The organism is Streptomyces sp. NBC_01429 (assembly GCF_036231945.1).
Taxonomy (GTDB): Bacteria; Actinomycetota; Actinomycetes; order Streptomycetales; family Streptomycetaceae; genus Streptomyces.
Genome location: NZ_CP109599.1, coordinates 230,306 through 253,633, shown reverse-complemented (window position 1 = coordinate 253,633; position 23,328 = coordinate 230,306). Strand labels below are relative to the sequence as shown.

Genomic DNA, 23,328 nt, shown 5'->3' with positions numbered 1-23,328 from the left:
AGCGGGAAGAAGCGGCGGGCGACGGGTCAGTCGTCGGCCGGCGGCTGCGGAAGGCCGGCGGCCAGCCGGTCGAAGACATCTCCGAAGACCTCCGCGAACGCGACGGTCTGCGCGCGGGCGAACCAGTGCTCGGCGGAGACGCGTACGGCGGTCGTGGCGACGGCGGCGAGCAGTCTCGGGTAGAGGTCGAGGCCCGAGGTGTCCGGCAGCGCGACGCAGGCGGCCCCGGACCGGCCGGAGTCCCGCGGGGCGCGCTCCGGCGCGTCGCCGGGCCGGGTCCCGTCGATCCGTTGGGCGATGGCCTCGGCCAGCTGGATCTCCTCGGCCGTGTGCACCCCCAGGCCGCGCACCAGCAGATGCGGGGAGCGCTGGAGGACCTTCGCCCGCAGATCCCAGATCTCCTGCCGGTCCTCTATGTCGCCGAGCTCGCCGGCGAGCGCCCGGCGCACCGCGTCGAGCGGCGTCACACCGGCCGGTGCCTCGCGCACGGCGCGCCGGATCCGCTCCCCGGTCGCGCTGTCGGTCATGACGAACACGTCGTCGTGGCAGTCGAAGTAGTTGAAGAACGTACGCGGCGAGACGCCGGCGGCCTCGCTGATCGCCTCGACCGTCACGTTCTCCGCGCCGTGCTCGGCGGCCAGCCTGATGGCCGCTTCGGAGAGCGCCGCTCGGGTCGCCTGCTTCTTGCGCTCCCGGAGTCCGAGGGCCGCACCTTCATTCCTCACATCTTGCAGAGTATGCAAAAGTGCAGGATCCGCAAAATTATTTGAGCGGCCGAAGCCGCTCGGGCCGGGGCCGCGGACGGGCCGGGGCGGGCGCCGGGGTGGCCGTAGCATGATCCGTATGGAGCAGCGAGTATTGGGCAGGACAGGGCGCGAGGTATCCGTCGTCGGACTGGGGACGTGGCAGCTCGGCGCCGACTGGGGAGACGTGGCCGAAACGGACGCCTTGGCGGTCCTGGACGCGGCGGTCGAGTCCGGGGTCACCTTCTTCGACACGGCGGACGTGTACGGCGACGGCCGCAGCGAGCGGCTGATCGGCCGGTATCTGAAAGACCGGCCGGACGCCGGGGTGTTCGTCGCGACGAAGATGGGCCGGCGCGCCGAACAGCTCCCGGAGAACTACGTCCTGGACAACTTCCGTGCCTGGAACGACCGCTCGCGCGCCAACCTCGGGGTGGACACCCTCGACCTCGTACAACTGCACTGCCCGCCCTCGCCGGTCTACTCGTCCGACGAGGTCTTCGACGCGCTCGACACCCTGGTGGCCGAGGAGCGGATCGCGGCGTACGCGGTGAGCGTGGAGACCTGCGCCGAGGCGCTCACGGCCATCGCGCGGCCCGGGGTGGCGAGCGTGCAGATCATCCTCAACCCCTTCCGGACCAAGCCGCTGGAGGAGGTGCTGCCCGCCGCGCGGGCGGCGGGGGTCGGGATCGTCGCGCGGGTTCCGCTCGCCTCCGGTCTGCTGTCGGGCAAGTACACGAAGGACACCGTCTTCGCTGCGGACGACCATCGCGCGTACAACCGCCACGGCGAGGCGTTCGACCAGGGCGAGACCTTCTCGGGCATCGACTACGGGACGGGGCTCGCGGCCGCCGCCGAATTCGCCGCGCTGGCGCCCGCCGGTGCCACGCCTGCCGCGACCGCGCTGCGCTGGATCATCCAGCAGCCGGGCGTCAGCAGCGTCATTCCCGGCGCGCGCTCCGTCGAGCAGGCCCGCGCCAACAGCGGGGCCGCCGCGCTCGCGCCGCTGCCGGAGCCGGTGCTGGACGCCGTGCGGGCGCTGTACGAGCGGCGGCTGCGGGATTCGATCCACGCGCGCTGGTAGGCGCGGCGCACGGGGGTGCGGACATGGACGAGGGGCGGGGCGAACGGGTGAAGGTGGCCCGTTCGCACGCCGATCGGGCGGCATGAGCGCAAGAGTTGCTCGTTTCTGTGGCTGTATCGCTTCGGGCCATGTAGCGTCTTGATCAGCTGTCGTGGTTCCGAAGTACCGCTCGCCCGTGACGTGCCGTTACGGGCGTTTGTGCTGTTCAGCGTCTCTGCGGACCAGGGCGATCACCTCCGGTTTCCCGCACCGTGCGGGAAGCCTTTGCGTCCCTTGAAACGGAGACTCGGCATGGCCAGTGGAACAGTGAAGTGGTTCAACTCGGAAAAGGGCTTCGGCTTCATCGCCCAGGACGGCGGCGGTCCCGACGTGTTCGCGCACTACTCGAACATCGCCACCCAGGGCTTCCGTGAGCTGACGGAGGGCCAGCTGGTGACCTTCGACGTCACGCAGGGCCAGAAGGGCCCGCAGGCGGAGAACATCGTCCCCTCCTGACCTCGCGTCAGCACGGGCACGGACGTCCGGGGCGCCGGTCCGGCGGATTCTTCCGCCGGGGCCGGCGCCCCGGTGCGTCTCAGACCACGTCCTGCCGGGTACGCGCGGTGTGGTCGCGGGCGCTCTCGGGCAGGGCGAGGTTCCAGGCGGTGATCACGGGACGGCTGTGTTCGGTGCCGAGCCGGGACAGGGTGCCCGTCGTGAGCTGGAACAGGGCCCCGGCGGCCGGTGCCAGTCCGAGATAACGGGCGGTGAGCACGCGCAGGAAGTGGCCGTGCGAGACGAGCGCGACATCGTCCTCGCCGGAGCGCAGGGCTTCCAGGGCCTCGGCCAGGACCCGGTCGGCGCGGTGGCCGACCTCCCCCGGGCTCTCGCCCGGCCCGTCGGCGGGGCCGGGAGTGACGCCGTCGGTCCACAGGTCCCAGTCCGGGCGCGTGCGCTGGATCTCCGCGGTCGTGATGCCTTCGTACCCGCCGTAGTCCCACTCGCGCAGCTCGGGCGTGATCCGGAGCCGGTCGAGACCGGCCAGCTCGGCCGTGCGCCGCGCGCGGGCCAGCGGGCTGACGAGCGTGAGCCCGATACGGCGCTCCGCCAGCAGCGGCGCCAGCGAGCGGGCCTCGCTCTCGCCGCGCCCGGTCATCGGCAGATCCGTCCTGCTGGTGTGCTGTCCGGACAGGGACCAGGCGGTCTCTCCGTGCCGTACCAAGATCAACTCACCCATGTGGGCAGCTCACTCTCCTGTCGCCCGCGCCCCGCTCCCGGAGCCCGTCGTTCCAGTGTCCCCCGTCGCGTCGGCCCCGCCCGCCGGGAATGTCGCTGGTCGCCCACGTGTTGCAACAGATGTACCCACTGGATGGAGAAGACCTCCATCGTATGGAGGGAGCGCCCTATGAAGCCTCGTATCCACCCCGTCTCCCGTCCCGTCGTCTACCGCGACCGCGCGGCGGGCACCGCGTTCCTGACGCGTTCGACCGCCGATTCGGCGCGGCGCGTGGAGTGGGAGGACGGCAACACGTACCCCGTCATTGACGTCGAGATCTCTTCCGCGAGTCACCCGTTCTACACGGGTAAGGGGCGTGTGGTGGACACCGCGGGCCGGGTGGAGCGTTTCGAGCGCCGGTACGGAAAGCGCGAAGGCTGACCGCACCGCTCGTACGCCTCCCCGAACCGCGGAGGAACGCAAACGGAAAAGAAGGAACCGTACACAGGACACAAGCGAGATGATGTGTACGGACGCGGAGCCGGACAGAAGCCCGAAGAGGGTCTCTGTCCGGCTCTTCCGTGTGTCCGGGCTCCCGCAACCGCGTGCCGGACGCGCCGGAGCGGTCAGGCGGACGTGCCGCGCGCCTCGACCGTCCTGACCAGGGGGGCGAGTTCGGGGAGCTTCGCCGCCTCGTCGAGTGCTTCCCGGAGCGCCCCGTCATTGGTCGGCCGCGCTCGGGCAAGCAGCTCCAGGCCCTCCTCGCTGACATTGGTGTAGATCCCGCGACGGTCGGTCGGGCACAGATAGCGGACGAGCAGGCCGCGGTCCTCCAGGCGGGTGACCAGGCGGGTGGTGGCGCTCTGGCTGAGCACGACGGCGTCGGCGACCTGCTTCATCTGGAGATGACCGCCCTCGCCGTCGTGCTGCCGGCTGAGGACGTCGAGCAGGGAGTACTCGCGGACGCTGAGGTCGTGTCCGGACTGAAGGGCGCGCTCGATGTGCCCCTCGATCCTGCTGTGCAGCAGGGAGAGGGCGCACCAGCCCTGCGCGAGTCCGGTCAGCGCGGTGTCCGTGGCGGTCATGGCGTCCTCCTGGGAGCGGGCTGCTGCGGGTCCGCCTACCAGGATAGGACACTGCTGCAATATAGCGCCCTTGCGGATAGTCGGCGTCTGCAAGTATTGTGTTCGCTTGTAAGGCGCTCGCGCAATCAGTTGGAAGGCCATACCCATGCCCCTCGCGCTTCTCGCCCTCGCCATCGGGGCGTTCGGCATCGGCACCACGGAGTTCGTCATCATGGGGCTGCTTCCCCAGGTGGCCACCGAGTACGGCGTCACGATCCCCACCGCTGGCCTGCTCGTCACCGGCTACGCCCTCGGAGTCGTCGTCGGCGCCCCGCTGATGACCGCCCTCGGGACCCGGATCCCCCGCAAGCGGATGCTGATGCTGCTGATGGGGCTCTTCGTGGTGGGCAACGCGCTCTCCGCGCTTGCGCCCGGCTTCGGGCTGATGCTGGCCGGCCGGGTCGTCGCCTCGCTCGCCCACGGCGCCTTCTTCGGCATCGGATCCGTCGTGGCGGCCTCGATGGTCGCCCCGCGGAAGAAGGCGGGCGCCATCGCCATGATATTCACCGGGCTGACCGTCGCCAATGTCGTGGGCGTACCGCTGGGCACGTTCATCGGGCAGAGCGCCGGCTGGCGGGCGACCTTCCTGCTCGTCGCCGGCCTCGGTGTGCTCGGTCTGCTCGGGATCGCCCGACTGGTGCCGGAGCAGCCCGTGGCCGAGGGCGTACGGCTGCGCCACGAGCTCGCCGCCTTCCGCGATACGCAGGTGCTCCTCGCCATGGCGATGACCGTGCTCGGCTTCGGCGGGGTCTTCGCGGCGATCACCTACATCAGTCCGATGATGACCGGGACCGCCGGCTTCGCGGAGTCCTCGGTGACCTGGCTGCTGGTCCTCTTCGGACTGGGCATGGTCGGCGGCAACCTCCTGGGCGGCGTATTCGCCGACCGGCGGCTGATGCCGCTGCTCTACGTCACCCTGGGCGGGCTCACCCTGGTGCTGGCGCTGTTCACGCTCACCGCCCACAACAAGATCGCGGCGGCCGTCACGATCGTGCTGATCGGCGGGCTGGGCTTCGCGACCGTGCCGCCGCTCCAGAAGAGGGTCCTCGACCGGGCGTCCGCCGCGCCCACGCTGGCCTCCGCGGTCAATATCGGCGCCTTCAACCTCGGCAACGCGCTGGCGGCCTGGCTCGGCGGCCTGGTCATAGCCGCGGGACACGGATACACCGCGCCCAACTGGGTCGGCGCCGCACTCGCCGGATCCGCGCTCGTCCTCGCCTTCGTCTCCAGCGCTCTGGAGCGCCGTACGCCCGCCCCCGCCGGGCCCGCCACCGCACCGGCGGAGGCTGTACGGGAGGCCGGCGCCGCCACCGTCCGGTGAGCCGCCGAGGCGCGCGTCACGAAGGACGTGGATGAATCCCGGATCCCTGGATCCCCCACGATGTCACCAAGAGAAGGAGCACCATGATCACCGTCCCCCGCGTCACGCTGAACAACGGCGTCACCATGCCGCAGCTCGGCTGCCCGTCTTCCAGGTCGACGACGGGCAGACCACCGACGCGGTCCTGACCGCCCTGGAGGCGGGCTACCGCAGCATCGACACAGCCGCCGCCTACCGCAACGAGACCGGGGTCGGCCGCGCCGTCGCCTCCTCGGGAGTTCCCCGGGACGAGCTGTTCGTCACCACCAAGCTGTGGAACGACGACCAGGGATACGACGCGACCCTCACCGCGTTCGACGCCGGACTGGCGAAGCTCGGCCTCGACCACGTGGACCTGTACCTCATCCACTGGCCCACCCCCGCCGGCGACCGCTACCTCGACACCTGGCGTGCGAGGGAGAAGCTGCTGGCAGACGGCCGGACCCGCGCCATCGGCGTGTCCAACTTCCGGCCCGCCCACCTCCGGCGCCCGCTGGACGAGACCGGGGTGGTCCCGGTCCTCAACCAGATCGAGCTGCGTCCCGCCCTCCAGCAGCGCGAACCGCGCGACTTCCACGCCCGGCACGGCATCGCGACCGAGGTATGGAGCCCGCTGGCCCAGGGCGCGCTGCTCAAGGACGAGGCGATCACCACGATCGCCGCCCGGCACGGGAAGTCGCCCGCCCAGGTGGTGCTGCGCTGGCATATCCAGCTCGGCAACATAGTGGTCCCCAAGTCCGTCACCCCCGCCCGGATCCGCGAGAACATCGACGTCTTCGACTTCGAGCTGCCGCCCGGCGACATGGACGCGCTGGCCGCACCGGACCGGGGGGAGCGGACGGGCCCGACCCCGACACCTTCAACTGACGAGCCGGTACCCCTGCTGTGCGGGCGGCGCCGAAGATGCCAGGCTTTCGGTCGACCGGTCTCGTCGACAGCAAGGAGAACGCCGCGTGCCCCCTCTCTTCCCGGCCCTCGCCGCACGTTCGCAGCGCCCCGCTCTGCGGTTCGGGGACCGTACCCTCAGCCACGCCGAACTGGCCGAAGCGGCGGGCTCCGTGGCCGTCGCGATCGCCGGAGCGCGCCGGGTCGCGGTCTGGGCCACGCCCACCCTCGGCACGGCGGTGGGCGTGGTGGGCGCGCTGCTCGCCGGGGTCCCCGTCGTCCCCGTCAACCCCAGGAGCGGCGCACGGGAGCTGGCCCACATCGTCGCGGACAGCGCCCCCACGCATGTCCTCGCCGAACCGGACGACGAACTGCCGCCCGCCCTGGCCGCGCTGGTACGCGTCACCCCGTCGGCCGGGAGCCGAGCGGGAAGCGGCGAGGAAGCCGCCGACGGCGAAGGCGCCGGCGAGGGGCCGCCGGTCCCCGGGACCTTCGCCGAGCCCTCCCCGGAGTCTCCCGCGCTCATCGTCTACACCTCCGGCACCACCGGACCGCCCAAGGGCGCCGTGCTGCCCCACCGCGCCGTCACCGCCACGCTGGACGCGCTGGCCGACGCCTGGCAGTGGACGGCCGACGACGTACTCGTCCACGCGCTGCCCCTCTTCCATGTCCACGGCCTGATCCTCGGCGTCCTCGGCCCGCTGCGCCGGGGTGGCGCGGTGCGCCACCTGGGCCGGTTCGAGACCGAGGGCGTCGCCCGTGAACTCCTCTCGGGCGCCACGATGCTCTTCGGCGTGCCCACCATGTACCACCGCATCGCCGAGGCGCTTCCCGGAGATCCCGCCCTGGTGAAGGCGCTGGCCGGGGCGCGGCTGCTGGTGTCGGGGTCGGCGGCGCTGCCCGTGCACGACCACCGCAGGATCACCGCGGCGACCGGCCGCCGGGTCGTCGAGCGGTACGGAATGACCGAGACCCTGATGAACACCAGCGTGCGCGCCGACGGCGAGGCCCGCGCCGGAACGGTCGGCGTGCCGCTGCCCGGCGTGGAACTCCGCCTCGTCGACGAGGCGGGCGCCGCGATCGAGGCGTACGACGGGGAGAGCGTGGGCGAGATCCAGGTGCGCGGACCGAACCTGTTCACGGAGTATCTGAACCGGCCCGACGCCACGGCTGACGCCTTCACCGACGGCTGGTTCCGCACCGGCGACATGGCGATCCGGGACCCCGACGGCTACGTCCGGATCGTCGGCCGCAAGGCCACCGACCTGATCAAGAGCGGCGGTTACAAGATCGGCGCGGGCGAGATCGAGAACGTGCTCCTGGAGCACCCCGGGGTACGGGAGGCCGCCGTGACCGGCGAGCCCGACGCGGACCTCGGCGAGCGGATCGTCGCCTGGATCGTCCCGGAACACGCCGAAACCCGGCCGTCCGCCGAGGAGTTGGCGGACCACGTGGCGGCCCAGCTCGCCGCGCACAAGAGGCCCCGCGTCGTGCGCTATCTCGACGCCCTGCCCCGCAACGACATGGGCAAGATCATGAAGCGGGCGCTGCCCGGCTGACCGGGTGGCGGCCGGTCAGCTCCGGTCGCGGCCCGGGGAATCGGCGCCGCCGGGCGCGCCGGGCGTCCCGTACGCGAGGGACGGCACCGGGAAAAACAGCCGGGGCGACGGGGATTCTCATGACCCTCTCACCAGCTTTTCAGACAGTGTGCTTAAGGTGAGCGTTGTGACCTACACGACTCCGCCCGGCTGGCATCCCGATCCCGGACACACAGGTGACGGCCCCCGTCAGGAACGATGGTGGGACGGTTCCGCCTGGACCGACGAACTCCGCGCGGCCCCGCCCGGCGCGTGGGGACCGCCGGGCGCGCCGCCGTATCCCGCCGCGCCGCCGGCCGTGCCGCGCGGCAACGGCCGGCGCCTGATCGTCGGTGTCACCGCCGCGGTGGTGGCGCTCGCCCTGGCGGGTGGCTTCTACCTGCTCGGCCGTGACAACGGCGGTGGCGCTGTCGGCGCCGCCGGAAACGGATCCGCTCCGTCCGCCGCGCCCTCGGGCCCCGGGGACCGGAGCCCGGCGCCCGAGGGCCGCCGGGGCGAGGGCGGCTCCGGCGGTGGCGGCGAGAGCGGCGCGCCGGGTCAGCCGCAGACCGAGGACGGGTACGCCACCGACGCGGCCAGCGGGATCAGCATTCCGGTACCGGACGGCTGGAGCGGTGAGTCCGGGATGATCGGCGCCGGCGTGACGACCGGGAAGTACACCTGCCCCGGCGACTCCTCGGCGGACTGTGTGCGCGGCGGAGTGTTCTCCGCGCCCGCCGCCGCGCTGAAGAACACCGCCAAGACGGCCAAGGAGTCCGCCGAGAAGGATATCGCGGCCAACGCCGAGGAGTCCTACGGCGGCGACATCTACGGGGTCTCCTCGCACGAGCAGCTCAAGTCCGAGGCGGTCACCGTGGCCGGGCAGAAGGGCTATCTGGTCCGCTGGAAGGTGGTCACCAGCAAGGGTGACGACGGCTACGTGCAGTCACTCGTCTTCCCCTCGCCCGCCACCCCGAGCCTGCTGGTCGTCGTCCGCTCCGGCTTCGACATCAACGACAAGGCCCCCGAGCTGTCGGTCATGGACGACATCACGAAGGGCATCAAGGCCGCGCCGAGTACCGGCGGCGGCAGCGGGCAGGGCGTCTGATCCACCGCTCCACCTCCGTGTGACTTTCCCCGGGCGGGCCGCCGTGTGCGGCCCGCCCTTCGTCGACGGCGCGCGGCCGAAGGACCCGGGCGCACGGCGCCCGTCGGCCTGAGCGGCGCGGGAGCGGGGGTCGCGGCCGTACACTCCGAGCATGGGTTGTACACGTGCCGTGCGGGAGTGCCCGCCGCGGGCCGCCCGCGCGCCGCGCCGGGCCGCCTCCGGCGCGCTCGCCACGGGCCACGGCCCGCTGCCGGCGACCGAGGCCGGCTGCCTCGCCGTGCACGGTCACGGCTAGCAACCCTTCACCACAGCACACCGCTCATCGCACCGGTCGGGCCCGCTCGCGCGGCCGGCCCGGCCCCGGCCGCCCGTGGAGTTCCCTTCCCCCGGCCCGCTTCCTCCCGTAACACCGCGTCACCACGGACTCGTGGACCGCCGCGCCCACTTCCGCGACCCCGCGGCGTGCCACGGGGTCGCGTCGACGAGAGGACCCCCTGTGAAGTTGAGCGAACTGCTCGCCGGGCACGACCACGAGATCCTGCGCGGCGATCCCGACACGGCGATCACCGCGGGCGTCGGCATCGACGCGCACCGCATCTCGCCCGGTGCGCTGTTCATCGCGGTGCCCGGACACCCGGAGGGCGGTCCCGAGGCCATCGGCCCGGCGCTCGCCCGGGGCGCGGTCGCGGTGCTGGTCGAAGCCACGATCCCGCGCGAGGCGGCGCCGGGGGCCCCGGGAGCGGTGCCCGCGGACACGGAGGCGTGTGTGGTCCGGGTGCGGGACGCCCGCAAGGCCGCCTCCGCCGTCGCCGCCCGCTACCACGGCGAGCCGGGGCGCGCGATGGACATGGTGGCCGTGACGGGCACCAACGGCAAGACATCGGTCTCGTACATGGTGGAGTCCGTGCTGCGGCTCGCCGAGAACGCAGGCGTCGGGGTCATCGGGACGGCGGGCAGCCGGATCGGTGACGAGCTGATCCCCATGCCGAGGTCGGTGCTGACCACACCCGAGGCACCGGACTTCCAGTACCTGCTGGGGCACATGCGCGACCGCGGGGTCACCACCGTGGTCCTGGAGGCCACGTCCATGGGGCTGTTGCAGCACCGGGTGGACCACGCCCACGTCGACGTCGGTGTCTTCACCAATCTGACGCAGGATCACCTGGACGACCACGGCACCATGGAGAACTACCGCGACGCCAAACTCCGGCTGTTCCAGGGGCTGTGCGAACGTGCCGTGGTCAACGCGGACGACCCGGTGGGCGCGTCGATCGGCGCGCTGATGCCGGGCGCCGTGACGACGTACGCGCTCGACGCCGAGGCGGACTACCGGGCGACCGACCTCACCATGGACGCGTACGGCACCCGGTTCACCCTGCACCACGCCGGACGCAAGTATCCGGCTGCCATCCCGGTACCCGGCCGGTTCTCCGTGGCGAACGCCCTCGCCACCGTGGCCGCCTGCCATCTGCTGGGGCACGCCCTGCCCGGACTGATCGGCGCGCTCGACCGGATGCCCCCGGTCCCGGGGCGGTTCGAGCGCTTCGAGACCCCGGCGGGTGTCTCGGTGATCGTCGACTACGCGCACTCCCCGGACTCGCTGGAGAAGGTGCTCACGGCCATCCGCGACTTCGCGCGCGGCCGGGTCATCACCGTCTTCGGCTGCGGCGGCGACCGCGACATCACCAAGCGCGCGCGGATGGGGGAGATCGCCGGAACACACTCGGACCTGTGCGTGCTCACCTCCGACAACCCGCGCAACGAGGACCCCGGCCGGATCATGGACCAGATCGCCCCGGGGATCGACGCCACAGCGACCCCCTACGAGCGGCTCGGGGACCGCCGCGAGGCCATCGCGTTCGCCCTGGCCGAAGCGGGCCGGGACGACCTCGTGCTGATCGCCGGCCGGGGCAGCGAGCCGTACCAGATCGTCGGCGAGCGGCTCATTCCGTTCAGCGACATGGCGACGGTGCGCGAACTCGCCCGGTAGGAAAGGGAGACGGGCCGGCGCACGGCGGGGGTCAGGCGCTCTCGCCGCTGTCGCCGGTCCCGCCGAGGACGTACAGCTCCGGCAGATTGACCACGATCGCCTCCTGCGTGCTGCGGGCGATGACCACCACGGCCTCCTCGGCCGCGTCGGGATTCTCCTCGCGGTGCGGGACGTACGGCGGAACGAAGATGTAGTCGCCCGGCGAGGTGCGGATACGGATCTCCTCGGGCGCGCCACCCGAGTCGTCGAGGAACACGAACTCCGGATGTCCCTTCACCACATGGATGGCGGTCTCCGACGCGCCGTGGTGGTGGTTGGAGGACGCCGTCTCGGGCGAGACATGGGTCTGCCCCATCCAGATGCGCTCCGATCCGACGCTCGCGCCGCTGATGGCGGCGAAGCGCCGCATCCCGCCGGTCTGCGCGGTGTCGCCGTCGAGGGCGTCGGCGCGGATGTGGTGCAGCCGGGCGAGCGGCGGCAGCCCGCCCGTCGCCGTACCGTGGTCGTGATCATGGTCCGGGAGGTCGGGGTGGAACGCGTCGTGCGAGGCCATGGCGCCGACCGTAGAGAGCGCGGCGAATGGATGTCAAGATGTGTCCATTACCGCCGAGCAGGCCGTTCCCGGTTCGCGGGCGGCAGGCCGGCCGGCAGGGAACCCCGGGGAGACGGTACAGATGCAGATCTCGGCGAAGGCGGACTACGCGGTGAGGGCGCTCGTCGAACTCGCCGCCGACAGCGGACGGCCACTGACGTGTGAGTCCATCGCGTCCTCCCAGGACATCCCGTTCCGCTTCCTCAAATCGGTCTTCCGCGCACTGCGGCAGGCCGGTCTGGTGCGCAGTCAGCGCGGGTGCGAGGGCGGGTACTGGATCGGCCGCGACCCGGCGACGATCAGTGTGGCCGAGGTGATGACGGCGGTCGACGGGGAGTTCCTCACCCTGCGCGGGGAGCGGCCCGAGGCCCTCGGATACCCGGGCGCGGCCGGGCGGCTGCCGGATCTGTGGCGGGAGGTCGAGGCCGCCGCGCGGTCGGTGCTCGGCGCGGCGAACATCGCCGAACTCGCCGCCGCTGAAGGCCGGCCGGGCGCCCCGTCCGAGGGGCCGGCGCCGGACGCGCCGGCGTCGCTCGGGATCACCCGGGCGCTCTCGGTATGACCGCCGGAGCGCCCGGGCCGCTGGTCACGGTCACCGAATTCACCGATCCCGCCTGCCCCTGGGCGTGGGGCTCCCAGCCGGTCTTCCGGCTGCTCGGCCGCACGCTCGGGGAGCGCGCCCGGTGGCGGACGGTCTTCGCCATCCTCTTCGACGAGGACGAGGACCCGGCCCCCGATCCGGACGCGGAGGCCCGCTGGTACGAGGGGTTCATCCGCGAGGTGACCGTCCACACGCGGGCCCCGTACGCGCGGCGGCTGAACTGGCTGACGCGCAGCAGCTGGCCCGCCTCCCGCGCCGCCAAGGCGGCCGAGGCGCAGGGGCCCGAGGTGGCGCGGCGAGTGCTGCGGCGGCTGCGGGAGAGCACCTTCGCGCACGGCGTCCCCGCCGACACGCCCGACGGCATCCGGGCCGCCGTACAGGGAGTTCCCGGTCTGGACGAGGACCGGCTGCTGCGTGAACTGGCCGCCCCGGAGAGCCGGGACGCGGTACGGGCCGACTGGGCCGAGGCCCGCCGGCCGCTGCCCGAGGTGCTGGACCTCCAGGGCCCCGGGCCGCATCCGGGGCGGGCGAAGGAGACCGGCGACCACTGCCGCTACGCCCTGCCGACGCTGTTGTTCGACGGTCCAGGCGGCCGGGTGTGCGTGCCGGGATGGCGGCCCCTGGAGACGTATCTCGACGCTGTGCGCACGGCCGCCGGGGAGCGCCTGGCCCTCGACCCCGTACAGGAGCCTCCGGCGGTGGCGCTGGAGCGGTGGAGGAGCCTGACCGGGCCCGAACTCGCCCTGCTGTGCGGAGAGTCGACGCCGCCGCCAGGAGCAGTACGGGTCGAGACCGGCCACGGGCCGCTCTGGCTGCACCCGGACGAACCGCTGCGCGCCCTCGTTCCCGGGGGAGGTCCCCAGTGATGTCCCGAGGCGATGTCCCGGGCCGCGCGGTGGTGAAAGCGCAGGTCGTCGGGGTCTCGGACAATGAGACACCAAGAGGTGTCCATTGACACCGCCGTGCGTGGCCGTGAGGATACGGGACATGCATTCGATGCACCCCGCCGTGGTCTGCCGCTACGTGGATTACCTGCGCACCTCCAGCGCCCTCTGTCGCTGACCCGACCGCCGAGGCGGCGCCACCGCGCCCTCGGCACTCCGGCGCACCCGCGGCGGTAGCGACCGCCCCCGGTGGTCCGGGGCTCCGCCCGGGGCCGCCGCACTCTCCCTCACCGGCCCCGCGCCCGTAGCCGGAGCCGCACCAACGGTCCTGGGAAGCAGCCCCGTTGGGCAGTTCTCGCCTCGTCACCGGACCGCTCGCCCGCGCGCACCGCTGTCTTCCGCATGCCCTCATCCCGTACGCCCGGGTCGCCCGACCGGGCGCCCCACGGCCCGCCCGCGTACCCCTGATGCCCCGCGCGGCACCAGCGCACCGGCACGGCCCAGAAAGGTGGCGCACCCATGCCGTTCTTCCGTACCCCTTCGCCGACCGCCGGCGCGGACCGCCCCGGCGCGGCCGTTCCGTCCGGCGCGTCCCGGCGCACCTTCCTCGGGCTCTCGCTCGGTGCGGGCGCCGCCCTCGCGCTGACGGCCTGCGGCGGGCAGTCCACCTCGGCGGCCGGCGGCCGGGGCTCCACGCTCAAGTGGGGCTGGAACCTGACCACTTCGTGGGACCCGGTCACCTCGTCGGCGGGCTGGGACGTGCACACTCTGTCCCTCGTCTACTCGGGGCTCACCACCCTCGACGAGTCCGGCGGCGCCGTTCCCGCTCTCGCCACGTCGTGGAAGTACAACGACGCGGGCACGGTCGTCACCTTCACCCTCCGGAGCGGTCAGAAGTTCAGCGACGGGACGCCGGTCGACGCCACCGCCGTGAAGAAGAGCATCGAGCGCGGCCGTGACGACGAGAAGTCACTCGTCGCCTCGCAGCTCGTCGGCGTCCAGGAGATCACGGCGGTCGACGCCCACACCGTCCGACTGCGGCTCGCGGCACCCGACTTCCAGATCCCGCTGCTGCTGGCGGGCAAGACCGGAATGATCGTCAACCCGAAGGTCTTCGAGAGCGACGCCGCGAGCCTCGCCACCAGGCCGGCGGGCCACGGCCCCTACACCCTGGTGTCGTACGTCCAGAACGCGAAGGCCGTCCTGCGCCGCAACCCGGACTACTGGGACGCGGGACGCGTCAAGATCGAGAACTTCGAGCTGTATCCGCTCCCCGAGCCCTCGACGGTGGTCGCGGCGCTCACCTCCGGGCAGTACGACGTCGCGCAGATACCCGGCAGCCAGGTCGAGGCGGCCAAGGCGGCCGGACTGGAGGTGCAGGTCATCCCCTCGATGGTGGTGGCCGTCCTCGATGTCCACAACGGCAAGGAGCCCTTCACCGACCCGGATGTGGCCCTCGCCCTCAAATACGCCGTCGACCGCGAGGAGCTGCTGAAGACCGCGTCCTTCGGCCACGGCGAAGTCACCCGGCAGCCCTTCCCCAAGGGGTACGCGGGCCACGACGACGCCTTGGACAAGCTCTTCCCGTACGACCCCGAGAAGGCCAGGCAGCTCCTCGCCAAGGCGGGCCACGCCGACGGGCTGAAGATCACGCTGTCCGCCCAGAAGGCCGAGGGCGTACCGGAACTGATCCAGGCTCAGCTGCAGAAGGTCGGGATCACGGCCACCATCGAGACCGTCCCGTCGGCCCGCGCCACCCAGCTCGTCTACGTCCAGCGCAGCAAGGCGCTGTACGTCGACCAGTTCGCCGGACGCGAGTCCGCCACCCAGGGCTTCCAGGTGCTCTTCGGCAAGGAGGGGCTGATGAACCCGGGCCGCACCACCTCGCCCGAGCTGGAGAAGGCACTCGACGCGGTCCGTCGAACCCCGCTGGACTCGCCCCAGTACCCGTCCGTCCTCCAGAAGGCGACCGGGATCGCCGTACGCACCATGCCGAACGTCTTCCTCTACACCACCCCGCGCATCCTGGCCCGCAACCGCAAGGTCTCCGAGATCCCCCCGTACACCGTGGTCCAACGGTTCGAAGGGGTCACCGTCTCATGACCGCACCCGCACTGACGCGGCCGCCGCGCGCTGCCCGGCTCGCCCCCGTACGGCGGCGGCTGGCCGCGGCGCCCCGGCCGGTGGGCCGCACGCTGGTGATCACCGCGACGGTCTTCGTGCTGGCCTCGCTCCTCACCTTCTCGCTGGGCGCCCTCTCCGACGCCAACCCGGCGGCGGCCGTCCTCGGCGATCAGGCGACACCGGCCGACATCGCGCGGATGGAGGCGCAGTTCGGTCTTGACCGGCCGCTGCACGCGCAGTATCTGAGCTGGCTCGGCCAGGCGCTGACGGGCGATCTCGGAGTGTCGTGGTTCACCGGAGTGCCGGTGGCCGACAGCGTCGCTCAGGCGCTGCCGGTGGATCTGTCGATCGCGGGACTGGCCCTGCTGCTCGCGGTGGTGATCGGCGGCGGCACCGGGATCGTGGCCGCCCTGAACAACGGCGGCCGGATCGACCGGGCCGTCACCCTCGTCTGCTCCGTACTGAGCACCCTGCCGCCGTTCCTCATCGGCATCGTCCTGATCGTCGTCCTCGCGGTGCAGCTCGGCGCGCTGCCCACCGGCGGATACGTGCCGTTCGGCGAGAGCCCGGGGCAGTGGCTGCGGTACGCGATCCTGCCGGCGTTCGCGCTGAGCCTCGACGCCGCCGCCTCCATGGCCAGGCAGCTGCGCACCTCGCTCGTGGGCGCGTTGCGCGAGAACTATGTGACGGGCGCGCAGATGCGCGGCTTCTCCGCGCGGCGGGTGCTGTTCGGACATGTCCTGCGCAACGCGGCCGGGCCCGCGCTCTCCGTGCTCGGTGTGAGTGTGCCGGTGATCCTCGGCGGTGCGGTCGTCACCGAGAAGATCTTCAACCTGCCGGGGATCGCCCAGCTGTCGCTCCAGTCCGCCGAACAGCACGACATCCCCGTCATCCAGGGAACGCTGCTGGTCACCGTCGCCGTGGTGCTCGTCGCCAACATCGGTGTCAACGCGGCGCTCGCCGCGCTCAACCCGGCGGCCCGCGGGCAGCCGGGCGGCGGCGGGCGCGGCGCCGCCGGGGACGGGGGTACGGCATGAGGACCCTGCGCCGTACCTGGCGGCTCCCGTCGGCCCGGATCGCCCTGGCGGTCCTCGCCGTGATCGCGCTGCTGGCGGTCGCGGGCGGCGCCCTCGCGCCGCACGATCCGCTCGGCCAGCATCCGCAGGACATGCTGCGCGGACCGAGCGCCGCGCATCCGCTGGGCACTGACTACCTGGGGCGCGACGTCCTGAGCAGACTGCTGGCGGGTACGGGAAGCTCGATCGCCGGCGCCCTGGAGGCCGTCGGCACGGCGATGCTGCTCGGTATCGTGCCGGGAATCGCCTCGGTCTGGCTCGGCCGTACCGTCGAATGGACCGCCCAGCGGGCCGCCGACACGCTGATGATCATGCCGTTCACCATCTTCGCCATCGCCGTGGTCGGTGCGCTGGGCAACGGGCTGCACCAGGCGATGATCGCGCTGGGGGTGCTCTTCGCGCCGCTGTACTTCCGGGTGACACGGGCCGCGGCGCTGGGGCTCAAGCAGGCACCGTACGTGGAGGCCGCCGAGCTGATGGGCGCGTCCCGGTGGTGGATTCTGCGCACCCACGTCTGGGGCAAGATCCTTCCCACGGTCGCCGTCACCACCGCGCAGGCCGTCGGCCAGGCGCTGCTGGTGGTCGCCTCGCTGACCTTCCTGGGGCTCGGCGTCCAGCCGCCCGCGCCCACCTGGGGCGGCATGCTCGCCTCCGATCTGGGCTATCTGGCGCAGCAGCCCTGGGCGCCGCTCATCCCCGGTGTCGCGATCATGATCACGGTCGGCGCCCTGAACGTCCTGGCGGACGCGGTACGCGACAGCGGCGCGGCGGCCGGCGACGTGCGGGCGGACGTCTCCGTACCGGGTTCCGTACCGGGTTCCGTACCGGCGGATTCGGGAGTCGCCGGCAACTCGCCCGACCCGGTGAAGAGTTCGGACCGTGACGCCGGTCCGGGCGGCCAAGCCCATGCCCGTCCCGGTGCCGGAACCGGTACCGCCCCCTCGGAGGAGGTCGAGCAGCGTGTCACGACCGGCTGATCCCGTACTGACCGTCGACGGACTCGATGTCACCGTCTCCGGCGGCGCGCACGCCGTCCGGGGGGTGTCCTTCACCCTCGGCCGCGGCGAGTCCGTCGGCCTGGTGGGGGAGTCGGGCAGCGGCAAGAGCCTGACCTGCCGGTCCGCGCTCGGCGTACTGCCCGCCGGGTGCGAGGTGTCGGGCGGGCGGATCACCCTCGCCGCCGGTGACACGGACAGGGCCGCCGAACTCACCTCGTACACCCGCAAACAGTGGGACGCGGTACGCGGACGCCGGATCGGCGCCGTGTTCCAGGACCCCGCCTCGTATCTCAACCCGTCGCTCACCGTGGGCCGTCAGCTCGTCGAGCAACTGCGGGTGGGGCGCGGGCTGGGCCGGGCCGAGGCACACGCCCGGAGCGTCGAGTTGTTCACCGCCGTCGGACTGCGCCGTCCCGAGGAGGTCTTCCACCAGTACCCCCACGAGCTGTCCGGCGGGATGCTGCAGCGGGTGCTCATCGCCATCGCGGTGTCCTGCGCGCCCGAACTGCTCATCGCCGACGAGGCCACCACCGCCCTCGACGTCGTCATCCAGGCCGAGATCCTGGAACTGCTCCAGCGGTTGCGGGCCGAACAGGGGCTCGCCCTGCTCCTCGTCACCCACGATCTCGCCGTGGTCGCCGAGAGCTGCGACCGCGTCCTCGTGATGTACGCGGGGGAGATCGTCGAGGACGGTCCCACCGCCGATGTGCTCGCGGCTCCCGCGCACCCGTACACCGAGGCGCTGCTGCGGGTGGCGTCGATCGGGGAGTGGGGGCGCCGCACCCTCGACATCATCCCGGGCCGGCCTCCGGAGACCGGCGCCGAACTGCCCGGCTGCCGGTTCGCCGACCGCTGCGCCCACGCCGCCGCCCGGTGCCTGGAGGCGCCCGTCGCCCTGCACCCCCTGGACGACGGACACCGGGCACGCTGCCTGCGCCCGGCGGGGCTGCTCGACGCCTCGCCGAAGCCCGTGACCGTACCCGCCGCGCCCGTGTCCCAAGGAGCCACCGCATGACCACCGCCCCCGGCCAGGACCTCGCGCGGCCGCGGGAGGCGCGGACCGCGCTGCTGGAGATCAGCGGACTGTCCGTGTCGTACGGCCGCCGCGCCACCGCGCTGCGCCGGGCGGGGCGTACCCGGGTGCTCTCCGGGATCGATCTGACCGTGCGGCCGGGGGAGATCCTCGGGATCATCGGTGAGACGGGCTCCGGCAAGACCACACTGGCGCGCGCGGCGGTCGGGCTGGTACAGCCCGACGCGGGCGGTATCGGCTTCGAGGGCCGGGACCTCACCGGGCTGCGCCGCCGTGAGCTGAGGGAGTTCCGGCGCTCGGGCCGGGTGCAGTTCATGTTCCAGGACCCGCTGCGCTCGCAGGACCCGGAATTGACGGTACGTCAGATGGTGGCGGAACCGCTCGCCGCCGTGGGCGCGTCGACCCGGCGGGAGCGCGCCGCGCGGGCGGACGAGGCGCTCGCGCTGGTGGGGCTGGACGCGGGGGCGCTCGGACCGCGCACGCCCGGGCAGCTCTCCGGCGGCCAGCGACAGCGCGTCTCACTGGCCCGCGCCATCGTCACCCGGCCCCGGCTGCTGCTCAGCGACGAGCCCGTCAGCGCGCTGGACGCGTCCAACCGCAATCTCGTCCTGGGCCTGCTCGACCGGCTCCGCAGGGAACTGGACCTCGCCGTCGTCGTCATCTCCCACGACCTCAGCTCGCTGGCCGGCATCGCCGACCGGGTCGCCGTCCTCTACCGGGGGAGACTCGTCGAACACGGCCCCATCGGTGAGGTGCTGGAGCGGCCCCGGCACCCGTACACCGCGCTGCTCACCGCCTCGGCACCGAGCGTCCGCCGGGAACACCGCCTGCTGCCCGCCCAGTTGCGGGCCGAGCCGGGCAGGGAGCCCTGGCCGGACTCGCAGGGCTGTGTCTTCGCGCCACGCTGCCGCTTCGCGGAGGCGCCCTGCCGCGAGGAGCCGCGCCCCGCCCCCGTCTCCAATGCCCCTTCCGGCCCCGACTCCCATTCCGTCGCCTGCCACTCCGTCGCCACCTGGCGCGAGCGCCTCAGCTGAACGAAGGAGAACCACCACCATGGCCATCGAGTTCATCGGCGGCGCGACCACCCGGCGGACCACCGGCGTCCCCGCGCTGCCGCCGCCCGACCTCGCGGGGCTGCCCGCCGTCACCCAGGCCCTCGCCGCCCGCGCCGCCGCACACGACCGTGACGCCACCTTCCCCACCGAGGGCTTCGCCCTGGTCCACCGCGCCGGACTGCTCACCGCGACCGTCGCCGCCCGGCACGGCGGGCCCGGGGCCGGGCTCGGCGACACCGTCCGGATCCTGCGCGCGCTCGGCGCCGGAGACCCGGCCGTCGCGCTCGTCACGGCCATGACCCTCTTCACCCACGCCGCCGAGGCCCGTAACCCCGGCTGGCCGCCCGCCGCGTACGCCGAACTCCTCGACGCCTCGGCCGCGGGACCGGCCCTGGTCAACTCCCTGCGCGTGGAGCCGGAACTCGGCAGCCCGGTACGCGGCGGACTGCCCGCCACCACCGCCCGGCGCGACGGCGACGACTGGCTGCTGACCGGCCGGAAGATCTATTCCACCGGCGCCGTCGGCCTCAGCCGGATGCTGGTCTTCGCACGGACCGACGAGGACCCCGTCCGTGTCGGCACCTTCGTCGTCCGCGCGCAGAGCCCCGGACTCACCGTCGAACGCACCTGGGACCATGTCGGACTGCGCGCCAGCGGCAGCGACGACGTCGTCCTCGACTCCGTACCCGTTCCCGGGGGCGATGTCATCGGGCTCGCCGAGCCCGGCGACATCCCGGGGGCGCGCCCCGACCCGTGGACCGCCGCCTGGAACGCGCTGGGGCTGACCGCCCTCTATCTGGGGGTCGCCGGCGCCGCCCGCGACTGGCTCACCGGCTTTCTGCACGACCGTGTACCGACCGCGCTCGGAGCCCCGCTGGCCACCCTGGAGCGCTTCCGGACCGCCGTCGGAGAGATCGACGCGGCGCTCTTCGGCGCGGACACACTCGTCGAGACCCTGGCCGCCCGCGTCGACGACGGCGACCGGGGAGCGGCGGAACGGGCCGGGACGGTCAAGGTCCTCGCCACCCGCGCCGCCATCGGGGCCGTCGAACAGGCCGTCGCCCTCACCGGCAACCACGGTCTCACCCGGGCCAATCCGCTCCAACGCCACTACCGCGACATGCTCTGCGCCCGCGTACACACGCCCCAGGACGACTCCGTACTCGCCGCCACCGGCCGTACGGCCCTCGCCCACGCCCTCGACCGCCGCTCCACACCGAAAGGCGACTGACCCATGACCGAGCCGGCCACTCCACCCGCCGCCACCTCCGTCGAGTTCATCGGCATGATCGCCACCCAGGACTCCTCCGAGACCAGGCCCCCCAGCGGGCCCGCCATCGACCGCGACTACACGGCGCGCTTCGCCCGCGCCCACGAGGACGCCGGCTTCGACCGGGTCCTCATCGGCTACAGCTCCGGCCGCCCGGACGGGACCCAGGTCGCCGCGTACGTCGCCGCGCACACCGAGCGGCTCGGGCTCCTCGTCGCCCACCGCCCCGGCTTCATCGCGCCCACGCTCGCCGCCCGCTCCTTCGCCACGCTCGACCACTTCAGCGGCGGACGCCTCGCCGTACACATCATCACCGGCGGCAACGACACCGAACAGCGCAGGGACGGCGACCATCTGAACAAGGACGAGCGCTACGACCGCACCGACGAGTACCTCTCGATCGTGCGCCGGGCCTGGGCCTCGGGGGAGCCCTTCAGCCACGAGGGCACCCACTACCGCTTCGAGGAGTACGGCTCCCAGGTCCTGCCCGTCCACGCCTCCGGCATCCCGCTCTACTTCGGCGGCTCCTCCGAGGCCGCGTACCGGGTGGGCGGCAAGCACGCCGACACCTTCGCCCTCTGGGGCGAGCCGCTCGCCGAGACGGCCGAGCAGATCGCCTCCGTACGCGCGGCGGCGGCCGCCGCCGGCCGGGCGCGTCCGCCCGGTATCAGCGTGTCCTTCCGGCCGATCCTCGGCGCCACCGAGGAACTCGCCTGGGAACGCGCCCACCGCATCCTGGACACCATCAAGTCCGGTGCGGGACAGCCCTTCTTCGACCAGGCACGCCACCACCGGGGCGAGCGGGGCACACCGGGCCCCGGCCCGCAGAACGCCGGTTCGCGGCGGCTGCTCGCCGCCGCCGCGAAGGGCGACCTCCACGACCGCGCGCTGTGGACCCCGACCGCCACCGCCACCGGAGCCGGCGGCAACACCACAGCGCTCGTCGGCACCCCGGAGACCGTCGCGCAGGCGCTGCTCGACTACGTCGACATCGGCGTGACCACCCTGCTCATCCGCGGCTACGACCCGCTCGACGACGCCGTCGCGTACGGCCAGGGCCCGATCGCCCTCGTCCACCAGGAACTGGCCCACCGCAGGGCGACCGCGGCCACCACTCCCGTACTCAACTCCTTCGGAGGCCGACGATGACCGATCTGCTCAGCTGGCTGCCGCCCGCCCCGGTCGCCCCGCGCGGCACCCTGCTCCTGCTGCCGGGACGCGGCGAACACCCCTTCGTCTACGAGCGGTTCGGGCGGCGGCTGGCGGCCGACGGCTATGTCGTCCACGCGCTCGGGACGACCCCTGAGGACGACGCCGAAGCCGTACTGGCCCGCGCGGCGGACGCGGCGGGAGCCGATCCCGCGGTGCCCGTCGTCCTGGTCGGCAGCGACACGGGAGCGCTCCAGGCCCTGCACACCGCCGCCGCGGCCGACCCAGGGCTGCCGGTCGAGGGCATCGTCGTCGCCGGGGCCGCCCCGACCGGTGCCGGGCCGCTGTCCGGCAGCGGCTCCGGTCCTGTCACCGACACCGATGCCGACACCGACAACGCCACGGACGCGGACCTCGGCTGGGACGGAGAGCTGGCGGCGCGCACCGCCTGCCCGACCCATCGCGCACGGCTCACCGAGGACGCCCGTTTCGTACGGGGCCGGCTCACCGCGCCCGTACCCGGGCATCTGCTCACCGACGTACGGCCCGCTGCGCCCGCCCTGATCCTGCACGGCGAGGCCGACCCGGTCACCCCGCCGGAGCAGGCCCGCGAACTGGCGGCCCGGCTGCCGCGCGCCACGCTCGGCGTGGTGCACGACGGACTGCACGACGTCCTCAACGACGCGTCGCACCGTACCGCCGCCGCGGTGCTCGTGCTGTGGCTCGAACGGCTGCGTGCCGACCCCGGGCTCAGCCCGATCCTCACGATCGAACAGGGAGCGGCGCTGTGAGCGCCCGGACGAGGGGAAACGTGATGACCGTGTCCACCGAGGGCGCCGTGCCCACCGCACCCGCGGCCGCCTCCGCCGCCGAGGCACTCCGCCGTACCCTGCGCCGTCACGCGGCCGGGGTCACCGTGATCACCGTGCCGGGGCCGGCCGGATTCACCGCCACCTCGTTCACCTCGGTCTCGCTCGAACCCGCGCTGGTCTCCTTCTGCCTCGGCCTCACGGCGTCGACCAGCGCTGCCGTCCACGCCGCCGACCGCTTCGCCGTGCATGTGCTGGGCACCGGGAACACCACGCTCGCCCGGCAGTTCGCGCGCAGCGGCATCGACCGCTTCGACGGGGTCGCGTGGAGCGAGGGCGACGACGGGGTGCCCCTGCTGGACGACGTACCGGCCTGGCTCACCGCACGGGTGACGCTGCGGCAGCGCGTCGGTGACCACCTCCTGGTGGTCGGTGAGGTCGACGCGGGCGGCGGGCACGGCCAGGGGCCCGGTCTGGTCCACCACGACGGCGCGTTCGCCACATCCGTACCGCTGCCACCGCACCACCGGGACTGACGCGCGGGGGCGTGGCCCGGACCTGCCTCGTGGACTCGCGGCCGATGGTCGAGGGCCGGCGGTCGAGGGGCGGCGATCACGGGCGGCGGTCGGTCGGTCAACGGCCGGTCGTCGGGCGGCCGGAGTTCCGGCCGT

The 23,328-nt window shown here is 73.0% G+C and carries 23 protein-coding genes and 1 pseudogene; 20 read left to right on the top strand and 4 right to left on the bottom strand.

Annotated features, from left to right (window positions below):
* Positions 1-26: 26 nt before the first annotated feature.
* Entirely contained in the window at positions 27-734 is a 708-nt protein-coding gene (locus OG627_RS01150; protein ID WP_329072254.1) for a TetR family transcriptional regulator, read from the bottom strand.
* A 100-nt stretch (positions 735-834) separates the two neighbouring features.
* On the opposite strand from OG627_RS01150, the gene OG627_RS01145 reads away from it, so the two are divergent.
* Together OG627_RS01145 and OG627_RS01140 are read left to right on the top strand one after the other, a co-directional pair.
* Complete coding sequence (locus tag OG627_RS01145) at positions 835-1,827, top strand: aldo/keto reductase (RefSeq protein WP_329060481.1); 993 nt, start codon at positions 835-837, stop codon at positions 1,825-1,827.
* A gap of 291 nt (positions 1,828-2,118) precedes the next feature.
* Entirely contained in the window at positions 2,119-2,322 is a 204-nt protein-coding gene (locus OG627_RS01140; protein ID WP_329060479.1) for a cold-shock protein, read from the top strand.
* A gap of 79 nt (positions 2,323-2,401) precedes the next feature.
* Here the strand turns inward: OG627_RS01140 and OG627_RS01135 are convergent, their stop codons facing one another.
* A complete protein-coding gene (locus OG627_RS01135) occupies positions 2,402-3,043 on the bottom strand; it encodes a histidine phosphatase family protein (protein WP_329060477.1) in 642 nt (213 codons plus the stop codon).
* A 168-nt stretch (positions 3,044-3,211) separates the two neighbouring features.
* Here OG627_RS01135 and OG627_RS01130 point away from each other — a divergent pair, with 168 nt between their 5' ends.
* Entirely contained in the window at positions 3,212-3,463 is a 252-nt protein-coding gene (locus OG627_RS01130) for a type B 50S ribosomal protein L31 (protein WP_329060475.1), read from the top strand.
* A gap of 185 nt (positions 3,464-3,648) precedes the next feature.
* Here the strand turns inward: OG627_RS01130 and OG627_RS01125 are convergent, their stop codons facing one another.
* Positions 3,649-4,107 (bottom strand): MarR family winged helix-turn-helix transcriptional regulator, encoded by a 459-nt coding sequence (locus OG627_RS01125; RefSeq protein ID WP_329060473.1) that lies wholly within the window; start codon positions 4,105-4,107, stop codon positions 3,649-3,651.
* Between the two features lie 145 nt (positions 4,108-4,252).
* Here OG627_RS01125 and OG627_RS01120 point away from each other — a divergent pair, with 145 nt between their 5' ends.
* The 6 genes and pseudogenes from OG627_RS01120 (at position 4,253) to OG627_RS01095 (ending at position 11,066) form a co-directional block, all read left to right on the top strand.
* Positions 4,253-5,467: an MFS transporter gene (locus OG627_RS01120; protein WP_329060471.1), complete on the top strand. Its 1,215-nt coding sequence runs from the start codon at positions 4,253-4,255 to the stop codon at positions 5,465-5,467.
* Between the two features lie 83 nt (positions 5,468-5,550).
* Positions 5,551-6,373, top strand: a pseudogene (locus tag OG627_RS01115) (aldo/keto reductase).
* Between the two features lie 86 nt (positions 6,374-6,459).
* On the top strand, positions 6,460-7,950 hold the full coding sequence (locus OG627_RS01110; RefSeq protein ID WP_329060469.1) for an acyl-CoA synthetase: 1,491 nt from the start codon (positions 6,460-6,462) through the stop codon (positions 7,948-7,950).
* A 166-nt stretch (positions 7,951-8,116) separates the two neighbouring features.
* A complete protein-coding gene (locus OG627_RS01105; RefSeq protein ID WP_329060467.1) occupies positions 8,117-9,076 on the top strand; it encodes a DUF2510 domain-containing protein in 960 nt (319 codons plus the stop codon).
* A gap of 151 nt (positions 9,077-9,227) precedes the next feature.
* Positions 9,228-9,371 (top strand): hypothetical protein, encoded by a 144-nt coding sequence (locus OG627_RS01100; protein WP_329060465.1) that lies wholly within the window; start codon positions 9,228-9,230, stop codon positions 9,369-9,371.
* Between the two features lie 201 nt (positions 9,372-9,572).
* Positions 9,573-11,066 carry a UDP-N-acetylmuramoyl-L-alanyl-D-glutamate--2,6-diaminopimelate ligase gene (locus OG627_RS01095; protein ID WP_329060463.1) on the top strand — a complete coding sequence of 498 codons (1,494 nt, stop codon included), beginning with the start codon at positions 9,573-9,575 and terminating at the stop codon, positions 11,064-11,066.
* Between the two features lie 31 nt (positions 11,067-11,097).
* Here the strand turns inward: OG627_RS01095 and OG627_RS01090 are convergent, their stop codons facing one another.
* Positions 11,098-11,619 (bottom strand): cupin domain-containing protein, encoded by a 522-nt coding sequence (locus tag OG627_RS01090; RefSeq protein WP_443073402.1) that lies wholly within the window; start codon positions 11,617-11,619, stop codon positions 11,098-11,100.
* Between the two features lie 121 nt (positions 11,620-11,740).
* Here OG627_RS01090 and OG627_RS01085 point away from each other — a divergent pair, with 121 nt between their 5' ends.
* The 11 genes from OG627_RS01085 (at position 11,741) to OG627_RS01035 (ending at position 23,193) form a co-directional block, all read left to right on the top strand.
* Complete coding sequence (locus OG627_RS01085) at positions 11,741-12,220, top strand: RrF2 family transcriptional regulator (RefSeq protein ID WP_329060462.1); 480 nt, start codon at positions 11,741-11,743, stop codon at positions 12,218-12,220.
* Positions 12,217-13,125 (top strand): DsbA family protein, encoded by a 909-nt coding sequence (locus OG627_RS01080; protein WP_329060460.1) that lies wholly within the window; start codon positions 12,217-12,219, stop codon positions 13,123-13,125. The genes OG627_RS01085 and OG627_RS01080 overlap by 4 nt, the downstream gene beginning before the upstream one ends.
* Positions 13,126-13,662: 537 nt before the next feature.
* Entirely contained in the window at positions 13,663-15,246 is a 1,584-nt protein-coding gene (locus OG627_RS01075; protein ID WP_329060458.1) for an ABC transporter substrate-binding protein, read from the top strand.
* Entirely contained in the window at positions 15,243-16,304 is a 1,062-nt protein-coding gene (locus OG627_RS01070; RefSeq protein WP_329060457.1) for an ABC transporter permease, read from the top strand. Before OG627_RS01075 ends, OG627_RS01070 begins: the two co-directional genes overlap by 4 nt.
* Positions 16,301-17,320 carry an ABC transporter permease gene (locus OG627_RS01065; protein WP_329060455.1) on the top strand — a complete coding sequence of 340 codons (1,020 nt, stop codon included), beginning with the start codon at positions 16,301-16,303 and terminating at the stop codon, positions 17,318-17,320. Before OG627_RS01070 ends, OG627_RS01065 begins: the two co-directional genes overlap by 4 nt.
* Positions 17,304-18,356 (top strand): ABC transporter ATP-binding protein, encoded by a 1,053-nt coding sequence (locus OG627_RS01060; protein ID WP_443073401.1) that lies wholly within the window; start codon positions 17,304-17,306, stop codon positions 18,354-18,356. The genes OG627_RS01065 and OG627_RS01060 overlap by 17 nt, the downstream gene beginning before the upstream one ends.
* On the top strand, positions 18,353-19,408 hold the full coding sequence (locus tag OG627_RS01055) for an ABC transporter ATP-binding protein (RefSeq protein ID WP_329060453.1): 1,056 nt from the start codon (positions 18,353-18,355) through the stop codon (positions 19,406-19,408). The genes OG627_RS01060 and OG627_RS01055 overlap by 4 nt, the downstream gene beginning before the upstream one ends.
* Before the next feature lie 19 nt (positions 19,409-19,427).
* Entirely contained in the window at positions 19,428-20,660 is a 1,233-nt protein-coding gene (locus OG627_RS01050) for an acyl-CoA dehydrogenase family protein (protein WP_329060451.1), read from the top strand.
* A gap of 3 nt (positions 20,661-20,663) precedes the next feature.
* Positions 20,664-21,848 carry an LLM class flavin-dependent oxidoreductase gene (locus OG627_RS01045; RefSeq protein WP_329060449.1) on the top strand — a complete coding sequence of 395 codons (1,185 nt, stop codon included), beginning with the start codon at positions 20,664-20,666 and terminating at the stop codon, positions 21,846-21,848.
* Positions 21,845-22,639: an alpha/beta hydrolase gene (locus OG627_RS01040; protein ID WP_329060447.1), complete on the top strand. Its 795-nt coding sequence runs from the start codon at positions 21,845-21,847 to the stop codon at positions 22,637-22,639. Before OG627_RS01045 ends, OG627_RS01040 begins: the two co-directional genes overlap by 4 nt.
* A 23-nt stretch (positions 22,640-22,662) precedes the next feature.
* Complete coding sequence (locus tag OG627_RS01035; protein ID WP_329060445.1) at positions 22,663-23,193, top strand: flavin reductase family protein; 531 nt, start codon at positions 22,663-22,665, stop codon at positions 23,191-23,193.
* Positions 23,194-23,328 lie beyond the last annotated feature (135 nt).